Raw genomic sequence first — 13,864 nt, forward strand, 5'->3', positions numbered from 1 at the left:
TCAAGGCCCACACAACATCGGGAATGGACATGAGCACCTCGCAGAAGTATGACCTGCTGATCGTCGGCGGCACCGTCATCGACGGCACGCGCCGGCCGCGTTTCGACGCCGACGTCGGCGTGAAGGATGGCCGCATCGTGGCGGTGGGGGATCTGTCCGGCCATGACGCGGACCTCGTCCTGCCCGCGCACGGCAAGATCGTGGCGCCGGGCTTCATCGATTCGCACACGCACGACGACCAGGCCGTGCTGACCCAGCCCGACATGCCCTTCAAGGTGTCGCAAGGAGTCGCCACGGTCGTCACGGGCAACTGCGGCATCAGCCTGGCGCCCTTGCGCGCCGACGCCGCACTGCCGTCGCCGCTGAACCTGCTGGAAGCGGATGGCGGCGAGCGCTTCCCCACCTTCCGCGCCTATGTCGACGCGCTGCGCGCGCGCCCGGCGGCGGTCAACGTGGTGCCCATGGTGGGACATACCACCTTGCGCGTGATGGCCATGCAGGACCTGGACCGCGCGGCCACCGAGCCGGAGGTGCGGGCCATGCGGGCGCTGCTGCAGGAGGCGCTCGATGCCGGCGCGGTGGGCATGTCCACCGGCACCTACTATCCGCCCGCCGCCGCGGCCACGACACAGGAGGTGGTCGAGGTGTCGCGTCCGCTGGCGGCGAAGCAGGCGCTGTACGTCACCCACATGCGCAACGAGGCCGACCGCTGCATGGAGTCGCTGGAAGAGACCTTCTCCATCGGCCGGGAAGTGGACACGCCGGTGCTCGTGTCGCATCACAAGCTGATGCGCGAGGCCAACTTCGGCAAGTCGGTGCAGACGCTCCAGCGCATCGAGCAGGCCATGCGCTGCCAGTGCGTCAGCCTGGACTGTTATCCCTACACCGCCAGTTCCACCATGCTGCACCTTGACGAGGAGCGCCTGCAGGGCAAGGTGGTGATCGCTTCCAGCGGCGCGTTTCCCGGCATGCAGGGACGCGACCTGCAGGACATTGCCGACGAGTGGGGCGTGTCCCGCGTCGAGGCCTCGCGCCGCCTGCAGCCGGCCAGCGCCATCTACTACAGCATGGACGAGCAGGACGTGCAGCGCATCCTGGCGTTCGAGCCCACGATGATCGGTTCCGACGGCATCCCTTCGGGCGACCGTCCGCATCCGCGGTTGTGGGGCACGTTCCCGCGCGTGCTGGGGCGCTACAGCCGCGACATCGGGCTGTTCCCGCTGGAGACCGCGGTGTGGAAGATGACGGGGCTGACGGCGGGCGTGTTCGGCCTGGAAGGGCGCGGCGTGATTGCCGAAGGGCATCACGCGGACATCACCATCTTCGATGCCGAGACGGTGCACGATACGGCGGACTACGACAATCCCATGCGGCCGGCGCGCGGCATCGAGGCGGTGGTGGTCAATGGGGCGGTGGCGTATCGCGATGGCGAGCATCTGCATACGCGCTCGGGGGCGGTGCTGGGGCGTATGCCGGGACGGGCGCAAGGCTAGCAAGCGGGCCGTGGCAATCCCGGGCTCTACGCCCGGACGCAATGCCCGGCCGTGTGCGGGGGGGGCTCGGTACGTCGCTTTCTGAATGTGCCTGGGCGCGGGTTTCGCGCCTTCACGGCCCTTGCACGTGCCGAACCCACATCGGCGCGAGCCAACCCAGCAAGCCGCCGATCACGGCCGCCATCGCGGCGGTCGATAGCGAACTGGACAGCCAGCCGGCCAGCATGAACCCGGCAATGGCACCGCACGAGGTCTGGTAGAGCGCCGCGTGGCGAAACGCGTTGGGCTCGAACTCGGGGGCGGCGATCAAGCCCAGCAGCAGGCCAAGCGTGGCGGCCATGACGCCCTGCGCCATCTTGCCGCCGCCAGTCGCCAGGCCGATCAGACCAAACAATGCAGCGCCGCCCAGTGCGCACGACAACGATATCTTCAGGGCTTTCATGCCTGTACGGTGAGGCCTATGGGAACCGCCACCTTATCATCGATGGCGGTTCAAGACGTCCGCTCAGCCCTGCCCACGCGGCTGCCGTACCGAACCGCCAACTCGCTTCGCAGGGGCGGGTACGCACGGTGGCCAGGCCAGGTCCGGCAGTGCCGGCTGCATGGTCGCCGGCGTCGTTCACATGTACGATATCGAGCGCGAGGCCTGCCTTGCTGCAGCGGCCGCATCGTGCCCGTCGCGATACCCGGCAACGGCACGGTGGCTGCCCGCAACAACAGACCATCATCCATCAGCGCCAATAAGGACCCCGGTCGTATCGGTCGTGGTAATAGCGATCATGGTAGTGATGATGGCGATGCCCCGGCACGACGATGCAGCCGTGCAGGGTCAGCGCCAGGGCGGCCAGGATCATGGTCAGTTTCAGCTTGCGCATGTTGAGCTCCTTGTCTCGCTGTGAAACCCTGGGACGGTGGCCTTCCCGTGATGCCGCCGCTTCCGGGCTCCTCATAGCCATGAGACTCCAATCCCCCTGCGCTGTCTGGCCTCTGCAACGCGCTGCAATGGTTGGCCGCCACCGTGCTGTATGGCGATGTAACGCCGCCTGCAGGCGCCCGCGGGAAACGTGCCAAAACGTGAGCAAGCTATACTTGCCGGCACCTTTTCGCCGCATTCGGAGCCATGCTGAATCGACTTCTGGCCTCACGCCCGGTGACCCGGCTGTTGCGGTACGCCTACCGCTACACCCACCCGCGCGCCATGCGCCATAACCAGGCGTTCTGGCCGCTGGTGGCTGTCCGGCGCGACGAGAACGCACGCCTGATCGAGTGCAGGATCCGCGGCGCGTCCTATTCGCCGGCGCTGACCGACCTGGATGAGGTGCCGCGCCACCCCGGCCAATCGTGCCATCTGATCCTCAGCGGACCCTCCGTTGCCCAGATCGACTATTCCTTGCTAGACCTGGGCAACGTCATGGGGGTCAACGGATCGATCGCGCTGCAGGCGCGTTTTCCCGAGCTGAAATTCAATTATTACGCCATGCTGGACACCGGCTTCATGAGCCGGCGCCGCCACATGGTCGAGCAGATCCTCAGCCAGGATCTGCTGCTGTTCACCACCCCCGAGGCCGTGAAGTGGATTGCGCTGAACGTGCCGGCCAGGCGCATCGCCTGCCGCCTGGCCGTGTTCGAGGAAGTGCACCAACGCACGATGCAGCCGCGGCCCACGCCAGGGCAACTGACCGAGCAACTGCGCGGCGATCCGGATCTCATCCTGTTCGACGCCTACCGGCCCGTGCATGCGCACGGCTTCAGCCTGGACGTGCGGCGCGGGCTGTTCGGCGCGGGCACGGTGGCCTACAGCGCCCTGCAGTTCCTGGTCTGGCTGGGGTTCGGTCGCATCTACATACACGGGCTGGACATGAAGAACGCCGCCAGCCAGCCGCGTTTCTACGAAACCGAGAAAGACCGGCTGGGCACGGCGTTGGATCGCCAGTTCGCCGGCCATATCGAACCCGCCTTCCGCGATGCCAGCGTGCTGCTGCGCCAGCGCGGCGTGCAGGTCTACAACCTGTCGATGGATAGCGCCCTGGGCGACGACGTCTTCCCGAAGATCGATTGGCGGACGTTGATTTCGTCCCGCCACTTCCAGGCGGACGGTGTCGTGCATTCGGACTCCCCGGCGGCGGACGCAGTTCGTCCATGAAGATTCTGTATACCAATTTCCACGGCGGCGACGGTGGTGGGCACACGACCTATGTCATGACCCTGGCCAACGCCCTGGCCGCGCGTCACGAGGTCACGGTGGCTGCGCCGGCTTCCAGCCGCCTGTTCGCCCGCGCCAGCGAGTCCGCCGCGCTGCGGGCCGTCGCCGTGCCGTTCTCGTCGCGCGTGAGCCGCATATGGCGGGAATGCCTGAGCTTTCGCCGGCTGCTGCGGCGCGAACAGTTCGACGTGGTGCACGTCAACGGCTCGTCGGACCATCGCCTGGTGATGCTGGCCATGCTGGGCATGGGCCGCCGCCGGCCGGGGGTGGTTTACACCAAGCACAACGATCTGTGGGCCGGCAGCGCCGGCAACCTGATCCGCGCCCGCCTGGCCACGGATCGCGTGGTGTGCGTGTGCGAGTACACCCGCCGCGCGCTGTCCGCGTCGCCCTACGGCAACTCCGGCCTGCGCGTGGTGCACAACGGCGTGGACACCGACCACTACGCCCCGGCCGATGCCGGCGCCGTGCAGGCCGCCCGGCGCCAGTTCGCTCCGCAGGCGGGCGAGGACGCGCTGCTGGTGGGCAGCAATGCCGGCACGCCCGACTACAAGGGCTGGATCGACATGGTCGAAGCCGTGGCCGAGCTGCCGGAAGAGAAACGCCGCAAGGTGTTCGTGCTGCTGGCGGGCCAGCCGCCCACCGATGCGCAGCACGAGCGGGTCCGCGCGCTGGGCATGGCTGACAACGTCATCTTCGCCGGGCTGCTGCAGGATGTGCGCCCGTTCATCGCGGCGTTGGACCTGGGCTTCGTGTTGTCCCATCAAGAGACCATTTCTTTCGCCTGCCGAGAAATGATGGCGATGGGCAAGCCCGTCATCGTCAGCCGCGTGGGCGGCCTGCCCGAGAACGTGACGGATGGCCGCGACGGCTGGATCGTGCCGGCGCGCACGCCCAAGGCGGTGACCCAGGTGTTGTCGGACGTTCTGGACGATCGCGAGGGGTTGGTCCGCATGGGGGCGCAAGCGCGCCTGCGCAGCCTGCGCGAGTTCTCGCTGGACATGTTCGTGCAGGGAACCGAGGCGGTCTACGAGGAACTGCGCCAGGAGCGCGCGCGCTAGTTCCTGCCCGGCACGCAGCCAGGCCCGAGGCCGCGGCGGGGCTTGCCGGCGCGCTACTTCGCCGGCCGGTACTTGAACGACGCCCGGATGATGCCGTGGTCGTTGGTGCCGCTGGTCTTGTGGTTGTCGAAGTTCAGGTGATCGTTGTTGACCAGCATGCCGTCGAACATCCAGATGCGCTTGCGGCTGTGGTCGTAGAACTCCTGGCTGACCAGGATCTGGTCCAGTGACTCGCGCTGGTCCTGGAAGACGTGGGTGTAGTAGACGTCCCGCGTGTCCCGATACTCTTGCAGGGTTTGCGCGGTGTACAGCGCCACGTCGCCGCCGCCCTGCGCATCGCCCATCAGATAACGCGGCTGCCCGGTCAGGATGTTGGCCGTGTTGCTGTGCTGGTCGTCGTTGATGTCGCCCAGCACCACCACCGGCACGTCGGTGTTCTTCAACTGTTCGGTCAGCAGGTAGCGCAGCGCGGCCGCCTCGGCGGTACGGCGAATGGTGGACAGCGCATTGCCCAAGGCGTTGCCGTGCTTGGCGTAATGCGTCTTGTCGGCCTTGTACCAGCCTTCGTTGTAGACCTCGGTGGGCCGCTTGGACTTCAGGTGGCACACGTAGAAGTGCACGTCGGGGCTTTTGTCGTGGGGGCGCGCCACGAAATGCAGCACGGGCCGCGAGAAGCCCGAGATGTTCACCTCGATCAGCGGGGTCTGCGGATCGTCGCCCTGCGACTGCAGGATGAAGCCCTCGGGGAAGTCCTCGATCCAGTCCGGTTCGCCCACCAGCAGGCCGCGGCGCACGATGGCGGCGCAGACGATCTTGCCGCCATCGGCATCCGCGGGCGTCAGCACGTCGTACTGGTCGGTGGCCTCGATGCGTTCGAGGGCATCCGTCAGCGCCTGGGCGTGCCAGAGCTCCTGGAAACCGAACACGTCGGCCTGCATCAGGCCGATCTGGTGGGCCGTCCAGGCGATCTTCATGTCGTACTGCGCCTGCGACCAGCCATCCTTGTCCGTGTCGTAGATCGGCAGGCCGGGCAGGTTCAGGTTGTACAGATTGAACGTGGCGATATGGAACGTCGAGAGATTCATGGCGGGCTCCGGGGTGGACCGCGTTCGAATCTAGTGCCGGCATATGACAGAAGGAATGCGTGAAATAACAGGAAAAACAATTGGAAATAAGTGACGTTGCCAGAAGATGCGCTGGGGGTGTCATTATGCGAATTCCGCTCAAGTTAAAGACAAACCCAATTCACGCTGTTTTTCATATAAAGCTCGGTCGTCCTCTTTCCCCTGCCCGGAGTTGCCATGTCCCCGTTGTTGCCCACTACGCTGGTCGGTTCGTATGCCCAGCCGGAATGGCTGATCGATCGCAAGCGCTTAGGCGACCGCTTCCCGCCGCGCGTGCGTGCCCAGGAACTGTGGCGCGTGGCTCCCGAACTGCTGGAAGAAGCGCAGGACGATGCCACGCTGCTGGCGATCCGCGCGCAGGAAGAGGCCGGCCTGGACATCGTGACCGATGGCGAAGTGCGCCGCGAGAGCTACTCCAACCGCTTCGCCACCGCCCTGGAAGGCGTGGATATCGACAACCCCGGCTCGGCGCTGGACCGCAGCGGCCATCCCAACCCGGTGCCGCGCGTGGTCGGCAAGATCCGCCGCAAGCATGCGGTGCAGGTGCGCGACGTGCAGTTCCTGCGCGCCCATACCGACCGCCAGATCAAGATCACGGTGCCCGGCCCGTTCACCATGGCCCAGCAGGCGCAGAACGATTTCTACGCCTCGGAAGCCGAGATGGCCATGGATTACGCCGAGGCCGTCAACGCCGAGATCCGCGACATGTTCGCGGCCGGCGCCGACGTGGTGCAGATCGACGAGCCCTATATGCAGGCGCGCCCCGAGAAGGCCCGCGAATACGGCGTGGAAGTGCTGAACCGCGCGCTGGAAGGCGTCACTGGCCGCACCGCCGTGCACATCTGCTTCGGGTATGCCGCCGTCATCCACGCGCGTCCGAACGGCTACTCGTTCCTGCCCGAGCTGTGCGGCTGCAAGGCGCACCAGATCTCCATCGAGACGGCCCAGTCGAACCTGGACTGCTCGGTGCTGGAATCGCTGTCCAACAAGGAAATCATGCTGGGCGTGCTGGACCTGTCGACCCATGAGATCGAGCAGCCCGAGGCGGTGGCCGCGCGCATCCGCCGCGCGCTGCCGTACGTGGCGCCCGAGCGCCTGATCATCGCGCCCGACTGCGGCCTGAAGTATCTGCCGCGCGACGTGGCCTTCGGCAAGATGAAGGCGATGGTCGAGGGCGCGAAGATCGTGCGTGCCGAACTTGCCGTGCGCCTGGCCTGACCATGATCCGCAGACTATTCGCCTTGTCCCTGGCGATGCTGCCATGCCTGGCCGCGGCGCAGGATTTTCCCACGCACCCCATCACCATCGTGGTGCCCGTGCCGCCCGGCGGGATCGTCGACCTGGCCGCGCGCCTGGCCAGCGAGCCGCTGTCCACCCACCTGGGCCAGCCGGTCGTCATCGACAACCGCGCGGGGGCCAGCGGCAACATCGCCTATGCCATGGTGGCGGGCGCGCAGCCCGACGGCTACACGCTGCTGGCCTCGTACTCGATGTACCACGTGGGCAATCCCTCGATGTTCACCAACCTGCGCTGGACGTCCGGATCGTTCAAGCCGGTGGGCATGGTGGCCGTGTCGCCGCACGTGGTCACGGTGCATCCGTCGCTGCCGGTGCACAACCTGAAAGAGCTGGTGGCCTACGCCAAGTCCCATCCAGGCGAGGTCAACTACGCCTCGCAGGGCAGCGGCTCGGTGCCGCACGTGGGTACGGAACTGCTGAAGCAGATGACGGGCACGGACATGGTGCACGTGCCGTACAAAGGCTCGGGCCCCGCCATCCAGGACGTGCTGTCCGGCCGCGTCCAGCTGTTCGTGACGACGCCGCCGTCGGTGATCGGCCACATCCAGATGGGCAGGCTGCGCGCCATCGCGGTCGCCGGCCGCGAACGCCATCCGATGATCCCGGACGTGCCCACGGCTGCCGAACAAGGCTATCCCGGCTTCGAACTCGACGCCTGGGTCTCGCTGTTCGCACCGGCCGGCACGCCCGACGCCGTGGTCAGCAAGATCAGCGCGGCGCTGGAAGAGGGCTTGAAGAAGCCCGAGATCATCAAGACGGCGGAAGAGGCGGGGGTACGCGTCAACTATGAGAACCCGGAAAAGTTGGGCGAAACCGTTGCCCGCGACACCGCGCATTGGTCGCAGGTGATCAAGTCGGCGAACATCACGGTGAATTGAGCGGCGCCGCCTGCCGGCCGGTGTTGCTGGCGCCTTGTCGGGTTCCTCTGGCGCCTGCGTCATCACTGCGAACGCTCGTCCGCGCGCTGCGAGCGAGCGTTCCTGGCCATGCCGCAGGCTCACCGCAGCGGAATGCGGCGGTCGTAAAACGTCTGTTTCCCGATATCCGCCAAGATATCGCAACGCTTGAGAACCCCTGTTTTCCGACGCACCCCCGATGCCGCGGGTTCATTCAACACAAGCGCCCCGCAAGCAGCAGAGGGGTTTCAACCGGACAATTCGAGACGCCTTGAGCCTGCGGCATGGCGGAGGGGTCGCGCCCGGAGCGCGAAAGCGCGAGGACGAGAATCCGCAGCCATGGCGCAGGCGCTCAAGAACTCAGAACTTCCCCCAGCAAAACCCGCCCTTCACCGCAACGCCTGAATCTCCCGGGCAATCCCCGCCAACGGCAGGGACCGCTCCACGGCCCCCCGCTTGACTGCCTCCCGCGGCATTCCATACACGACGCAGCTTTCTTCGTCCTGGGCCAGCGTGCGGGCCCCCGCCGTGCGCATCTCCAACAGCCCGGCCGCGCCATCATCCCCCATCCCCGTCATGATGATGCCCAGCGCGTTCGCGCCCGCATGGCGCGCCACCGATCGGAACAGCACGTCCACGGAAGGGCGGTGCCGGTTCACCAGCGGGCCGTCCAGTACGTCCACCAGGTATTGCGCACCGCTGCGCCGCATCGTCATGTGCTTGCCGCCGGGCGCGATCAGCGCCCGCCCCGGCAGCACGCGGTCGCCGCTGCGCGCCTCGCGCACCTCGATCCGGCTGATGCCGTCCAGCCGCGCCGCGAAGGCCGCCGTGAACTTCTCCGGCATGTGCTGCACGATGACGATGCCGGGGCATACGCGCGGCAGGCTGCTCAGCACTTCCTCCAGCGCCTGCGTCCCGCCGGTGGAGGTGCCCAGCGCCACGACCCGTTCCGTGGTCTGCAAGGGCGCCTGGACTTCCACTGGCGGCAGGACCGCATCCGCGCTGTAGCGCGGCGCAGGGGCGGGCACGGGCAGGACGCGGCGCACGTTGGCGCGCGCCGCGCCCCGTATCGTGTGGATCAGGTCGGCGGCCGACTCGGCCAGGAACTGGCGCAGGCCCAGTTTGGGTTTTTCCACCACCGCCACGGCGCCGGCGGCCAGCGCGTCCAGCGTGACGCGGGCGCCTTTCTCGGTCAGCGTCGAGCAGATCACCACCGGCGTGGGCCGCTGCTGCATCAGCAGACGCAGGAAGGTGAGGCCGTCCATGCGCGGCATCTCGATGTCCAGCACGATGACGTCCGGCCAGGCCTGCTGCATGCGGGCCATCGCCAGCACCGGATCGGCCACGGCGTGCAGCACGTGAATGCCGGGCACCTCTTCCAGCACACCGGCCAGCACCTGCCGCACCACCGCCGAGTCATCGACGATCATCACCCCGATCGGGGCGGAACGCGTGTCGCTCATGGTTTCCGGTACACCGAAGGCATCACCTGCTGCACGGGCAGCGCCAGGCCGTGCAGGCTTTCCGAATGGCCGATGTACAGCCAGCCACCGGGCTTGATGCGCGACAGCACGCGCTCGACCACCTGGCGCTTGGTCTCGCCGTTGAAATAGATCAGCACGTTGCGCAGGAAGGCCACGTCGAACTGGCCCAGCTCGGGCAGGTCGGCGTTCAGGTTGGCATGCGTGAAGTGCACGTGCTCGCGCACGCCGCGGTCCACCAGCAGCGTGCCCTCTTGTGCGCCGCGCCCCTTCAGGCAGTAGCGTTTCAGGTACTCCTGGGGAATCTGCCGGGTCCGTTGCTCGGGGTAGTGGCCCGTGCGGGCGCGCTGCAGCATGCGGGTGCTGATGTCCGTGCCGATCACTTCGAAGGCGCCGCCTCGCAGGCAGTCCTTCAGCACCATGGCGATCGAATAGGCCTCTTCTCCGCTCGAACTGGCGGCGCTCCAGGCGCGGACGGGCTGCGGCCCGCGCCGCTGGGCGTTGTCGCCCCCGAAGGCGCTGGCCAGCAGCTCGAAGTGGCGCGGCTCGCGGAAGAAATAGGTTTCGTTGGTGGTCAGCAGATCGATGGCGGTCTGCACTTCCTCGGCGTGGCCGCCGCTTTTCAGCAAGGCGAAGTAGGCGCCGTAGGTCTGCGTGCCGCAGGCGTGCAGGCGCTTGGACAGGCGGCCGGTGACCAGCGCCTTCTTGGCCGGCGACAGGTTGATGCCCGCCGCCTCGAAGATGAAGCGCTGGAACTGGCCGAATTCCTGGTCGCTGATGGTTTGCATGATGAATCCTTGCGTTCAGTCCGCGATGGGGGCGCGCGCGGGCGGCTCGCGCAGTTCGGCGATGCGCTCGGCATGCCGGCGCATCCAGCGGGGCACTTCCGCGCCGGTCATGGGCTTGCCGATGAAGAAACCCTGTCCGACATGGCAGCCCAACTGCTGCAGCAGCCGCCATTCCTCCATCGTCTCGATGCCTTCGGCGACCGACACCACGCCCAATTGCCTGGCCATGTCGATGGCCGACTTCAGGATGACGCGCAGGTTCTTGCGCTCGTTGGAATGGCGCACGAAGGCCCGGTCGATCTTCAGCTCGGTGAACGGAATGCGCGTGAGTTGCTGCATCGAAGAGAATCCCGTGCCGTAATCGTCGATCGACAAACCGAAGCCGCGCAGCCGCAGGCGCGCCAGCAGGCCACGCGCCTGGCTGTGCGAATCCACCACCGAACTCTCGGTGATCTCGAAGCAGATCTGCTCGGGCGTGGCTTCGGAATGCTGCACCAGTCTCATCAGGTCCTGTGTCAGACCGGGCCAGTCCAGCAGGCGCGGCGACAGGTTGACGGCGATCGACAGGCGCAGCCCGCGGCTGTTCCATATGCTCAGTTGACGCAGTGATTGCTCCAGCACGCGGAAGGTCAGCGGCTGGATCAGCCCGCATTGCTCGGCCGAGGGGATGAATTGTCCGGGCGAGATGGCGCCCAGTTCGGGATGCATCCAGCGGGCCAATGCTTCCATGCCGCGCACCAGCCCGGTGTGCATGTCCGCCTTGGGCTGGAAGTGCACCGCGATCTGGTCGTCGCGCAGGGCGGCCTCCAGCATGGCCGGCGTCATGGGCATGGCATCCGTGCGGCCCGAGGCGGGGCTGAAGCGGCCACGGCGCGTGGCGCGCCGCGACAGGGCTTCGGACAGCGCGTCCAGGGTCAGCGGCTTCTCCAGGCCGGCCAGCACCGAGACGCCCAGGTCGTTGCCGATGGCCAGCACCGAGTCGATCAGGGCGCTCTCGCGGCCGGAGGCGATGATGATGTCCGTCTCGGTTCCCCGGATGCGCAGCGCCTCGATCAGTTCGATGCCGTCCATGTGGGGCATTTCGATGTCGACGATCATCAGGTCGGGGGGCGCGGCAAGGGTGGCGATCAGATCCAGGGCCTGTACGCCGTCGCCGGCCTCGTGCACCCGCAGCGCGCCCAACTGGCGGCACAGCGCCGCCGCCATGCGGCGCTGCACGGCGCTGTCGTCGACGACCAGCACTGAACCGAGCGTGGGCCGGGAATCCCTGGGCGACATGGAACCGCGCTGGCCGGGTTACGCGACGTGCGCGAGCACGGGCGGGGGTTCGCCCTGTTCACGTAGTTGTTCGTGGAATTGCTCAAGCACGCTGACCGACAATGCGCGATCGACCGACAGCAGGATCACGAAACGGCCGCGCACCTTGCCCACGCCCGACAGGAAATCGGGGCGGATACCGGCGCCGAAGGCCGGCGGCGGCTCGATGTCGGCCGGCGCGATCTCGATCACCTCGTTGACCGCATCGACGATCACGCCCAGCACTTGCCGGCCGGCGTCGGCGTCGTCGATCTCCACGATGACAATGCAGGTGCGCTTGGTGACGGGTGAGGCCGTACGGCCAAAGCGCACCTGCAGGTCCATGACGGGCACCACGGCGCCGCGCAGGTTGATGACCCCGCGGACCGATGGCGGCATCAGGGGAACCACTGTCAACGCTTCGTACTCGATGATCTCCTTGATCGACAGGATGCCGATGGCATAGGTCTCGCCGCCCAGCATGAACGTCAGGTATTGCGAGGCCTCGGCGCTGTGTACGGAGGGTGCGGCGTGCATGGCGGATCTCCTGTTCAGTAGCGGCCGAACTGCGATTCGTCGGGGGCGTTCGCGCCCGCCAGCGCCAGCCGGCCGGTGGGCTCGACGGCGTGCAGTTCGGGCGCGCGGGCCGCCGCGGGCTTCGGCTTGTGGGCCGCGCGCACCGGGGCGCTGCCGCCGGCCAGCTTGAAGTACGACATGGCCTGTTGCAGTTGTTCGGCCTGCGAGCTCATTTCCTCGGCGGTGGCGGCCAATTCTTCCGAGCTGGAGGCGTTCTGCTGCGTGGTCAGGCTCAACTGGCCGACCGCGGCGTTGATCTGGCCCACGCCCGAGGACTGCTCTTCGGAGGCCGCCGTGATTTCCTGCACCAGATCGGAGGTCTTGCGGATGTTGGGCACCATCTGCTGCAGCAGTTTGCCGGCGCGTTCGGCCAGGTCCACGCTGGAGCTGGCGACGTCGCTGATTTCCTGGGCGGCCACCTGGCTGCGCTCGGCCAGCTTGCGCACTTCGGCCGCCACCACGGCGAAACCCTTGCCGTGCTCGCCGGCGCGCGCGGCCTCGATGGCGGCGTTCAGGGCCAGCAGGTTGGTCTGGTAGGCGATGTCGTCGATGATGCTGATCTTCTGCGCGATCTGCTTCATGGCCGCCACGGTGGACACCACGGCCTCGCCGCCCTCGGCGGCTTCGCTGGCGGCCTTGGTCGCCATGCTGTCGGTCACCTTGGCATTCTCGGTATTCTGCGCGATGGAGGCGGTCATCTCTTCGATGGAGGCGCTGGTCTCTTCCACGCCGGCCGCCTGCTCGCTGGAGGCCTGGCTCAGCGACTGGGCGGTGGCGCTGACTTCCTCGGACGCGCTGGCAAGCGCTTCGGCGCTGCTGTTGACCTCCGACACCACCTGCGACAGCTTGCCGTTCATGTTCTTCAGCGCGGCCATCATGCTGGTGGTGTCGTTCTTGCGCGTGGCTACTTCGACGGTCAGGTCGCCGCTGGCGATGCGCTGCAGCACCGAGGCCGCGTACGACGGCTCGCCGCCCAGCACCTTGATCAGGCCGCGGGTGATGAGCAGCGCCACCAGGGCGGCCAGCACGACGGAGGCGGCCGACAGTGTCATCACCAGCGTGCGCGTCTCGGCATAGACCACATCGCCGCGGGTGTTGGATTCGTCCATCAGTTGGCCCTGGAACGTGGCGAAGTCCCGCAGCGCCGTCTCGACGGCACGGCTGGCCGCCGTCAGTTCGCTGATGAGAAAGCGCTCGGCCTGCCCGCGATCCGTTTGCAGCAGCGTGTCGAACGTCTGCGCCTTGGCGGCAAGCGTGGCGCGTTGCGCGTTGATCGCCTTCAGCAACGCCTTGCCCTTCTCGGTGTTGACGGTGCGCTCCAGTTCGAGCAGGTTCCTGGCGCGCACTGCTTCGTTGTCCGCCAGGCGTTGCCGGCGGACGTCGATCTCCGCGGGGTCGTTGGCCAGCAGGATGCCCATGTACTGCTGCCCGTCGTCGATGGAGCGTTGCAGGTTCTGGTTGGCCAGCACGATCTTGGGATAGCGGTCCTGCGTGACGTCGGTCAGTGCATCGTTGACGTCGTTCAGCCGCGTCAGGCTGAGTATGGAAATTCCCAGCAGCAGCAGAATGACGATGCCGAATCCAAGCGCCAGCCGGGTGGCGACTTTCATATTCCCGAACATGTAAAGCTCCTTGCCTTGGTGACTT

General features: G+C 67.0%; 13 protein-coding genes. 5 read left to right on the top strand and 8 right to left on the bottom strand.

What is annotated here, in order from left to right:
- Positions 1-29: 29 nt before the first annotated feature.
- Positions 30-1,493, top strand: coding sequence for an N-acyl-D-amino-acid deacylase family protein (locus tag A6745_RS22240; RefSeq protein WP_066132352.1), 1,464 nt, complete (start codon positions 30-32; stop codon positions 1,491-1,493).
- Between the two features lie 112 nt (positions 1,494-1,605).
- Here the strand turns inward: A6745_RS22240 and A6745_RS22245 are convergent, their stop codons facing one another.
- Together A6745_RS22245 and A6745_RS28815 are read right to left on the bottom strand one after the other, a co-directional pair.
- Positions 1,606-1,935 carry a hypothetical protein gene (locus A6745_RS22245; protein ID WP_066132052.1) on the bottom strand — a complete coding sequence of 110 codons (330 nt, stop codon included), beginning with the start codon at positions 1,933-1,935 and terminating at the stop codon, positions 1,606-1,608.
- A 289-nt stretch (positions 1,936-2,224) separates the two neighbouring features.
- A complete protein-coding gene (locus tag A6745_RS28815) occupies positions 2,225-2,368 on the bottom strand; it encodes a hypothetical protein (RefSeq protein WP_156513494.1) in 144 nt (47 codons plus the stop codon).
- 245 nt (positions 2,369-2,613) lie between these two features.
- On the opposite strand from A6745_RS28815, the gene A6745_RS22250 reads away from it, so the two are divergent.
- Positions 2,614-3,636 carry a hypothetical protein gene (locus A6745_RS22250; protein WP_066132055.1) on the top strand — a complete coding sequence of 341 codons (1,023 nt, stop codon included), beginning with the start codon at positions 2,614-2,616 and terminating at the stop codon, positions 3,634-3,636.
- Positions 3,633-4,757, top strand: a complete 1,125-nt coding sequence (locus A6745_RS22255; protein WP_066132056.1) for a glycosyltransferase — start codon at positions 3,633-3,635, stop codon at positions 4,755-4,757. The genes A6745_RS22250 and A6745_RS22255 overlap by 4 nt, the downstream gene beginning before the upstream one ends.
- 53 nt (positions 4,758-4,810) lie before the next feature.
- Here A6745_RS22255 and A6745_RS22260 read toward each other — a convergent pair whose 3' ends face one another.
- Positions 4,811-5,842, bottom strand: a complete 1,032-nt coding sequence (locus A6745_RS22260; RefSeq protein ID WP_066132059.1) for an endonuclease/exonuclease/phosphatase family protein — start codon at positions 5,840-5,842, stop codon at positions 4,811-4,813.
- Positions 5,843-6,058: 216 nt separating this feature from the next.
- Between A6745_RS22260 and A6745_RS22265 the strand changes: the two genes are divergently transcribed.
- Together A6745_RS22265 and A6745_RS22270 are read left to right on the top strand one after the other, a co-directional pair.
- The gene (locus A6745_RS22265) at positions 6,059-7,099 is read left to right on the top strand and encodes a uroporphyrinogen decarboxylase family protein (protein ID WP_066132060.1); all 1,041 of its coding nucleotides are present in this window, start codon (positions 6,059-6,061) and stop codon (positions 7,097-7,099) included.
- A gap of 2 nt (positions 7,100-7,101) precedes the next feature.
- On the top strand, positions 7,102-8,058 hold the full coding sequence (locus A6745_RS22270; protein WP_066132063.1) for a Bug family tripartite tricarboxylate transporter substrate binding protein: 957 nt from the start codon (positions 7,102-7,104) through the stop codon (positions 8,056-8,058).
- A 407-nt stretch (positions 8,059-8,465) separates the two neighbouring features.
- On the opposite strand, the gene A6745_RS22275 is transcribed toward A6745_RS22270, so the two are convergent.
- The 5 genes from A6745_RS22275 to A6745_RS22295 are packed head-to-tail and all read right to left on the bottom strand — an operon-like array spanning position 8,466 to position 13,839.
- Positions 8,466-9,539 (bottom strand): protein-glutamate methylesterase/protein-glutamine glutaminase, encoded by a 1,074-nt coding sequence (locus A6745_RS22275; RefSeq protein ID WP_156513496.1) that lies wholly within the window; start codon positions 9,537-9,539, stop codon positions 8,466-8,468.
- Positions 9,536-10,345, bottom strand: a complete 810-nt coding sequence (locus A6745_RS22280; protein WP_066132065.1) for a CheR family methyltransferase — start codon at positions 10,343-10,345, stop codon at positions 9,536-9,538. Before A6745_RS22280 ends, A6745_RS22275 begins: the two co-directional genes overlap by 4 nt.
- Positions 10,346-10,360: 15 nt before the next feature.
- The gene (locus A6745_RS22285) at positions 10,361-11,623 is read right to left on the bottom strand and encodes an EAL domain-containing response regulator (protein WP_066132066.1); all 1,263 of its coding nucleotides are present in this window, start codon (positions 11,621-11,623) and stop codon (positions 10,361-10,363) included.
- Positions 11,624-11,641: 18 nt separating this feature from the next.
- Positions 11,642-12,178 carry a chemotaxis protein CheW gene (locus A6745_RS22290; protein WP_066132069.1) on the bottom strand — a complete coding sequence of 179 codons (537 nt, stop codon included), beginning with the start codon at positions 12,176-12,178 and terminating at the stop codon, positions 11,642-11,644.
- Between the two features lie 14 nt (positions 12,179-12,192).
- Positions 12,193-13,839, bottom strand: coding sequence for a methyl-accepting chemotaxis protein (locus A6745_RS22295; RefSeq protein WP_066132072.1), 1,647 nt, complete (start codon positions 13,837-13,839; stop codon positions 12,193-12,195).
- Positions 13,840-13,864: the final 25 nt, after the last annotated feature.

Source organism: Bordetella ansorpii, assembly GCF_900078705.1.
GTDB classification, from domain to species: Bacteria; Pseudomonadota; Gammaproteobacteria; order Burkholderiales; family Burkholderiaceae_B; genus Bordetella; species Bordetella ansorpii_A.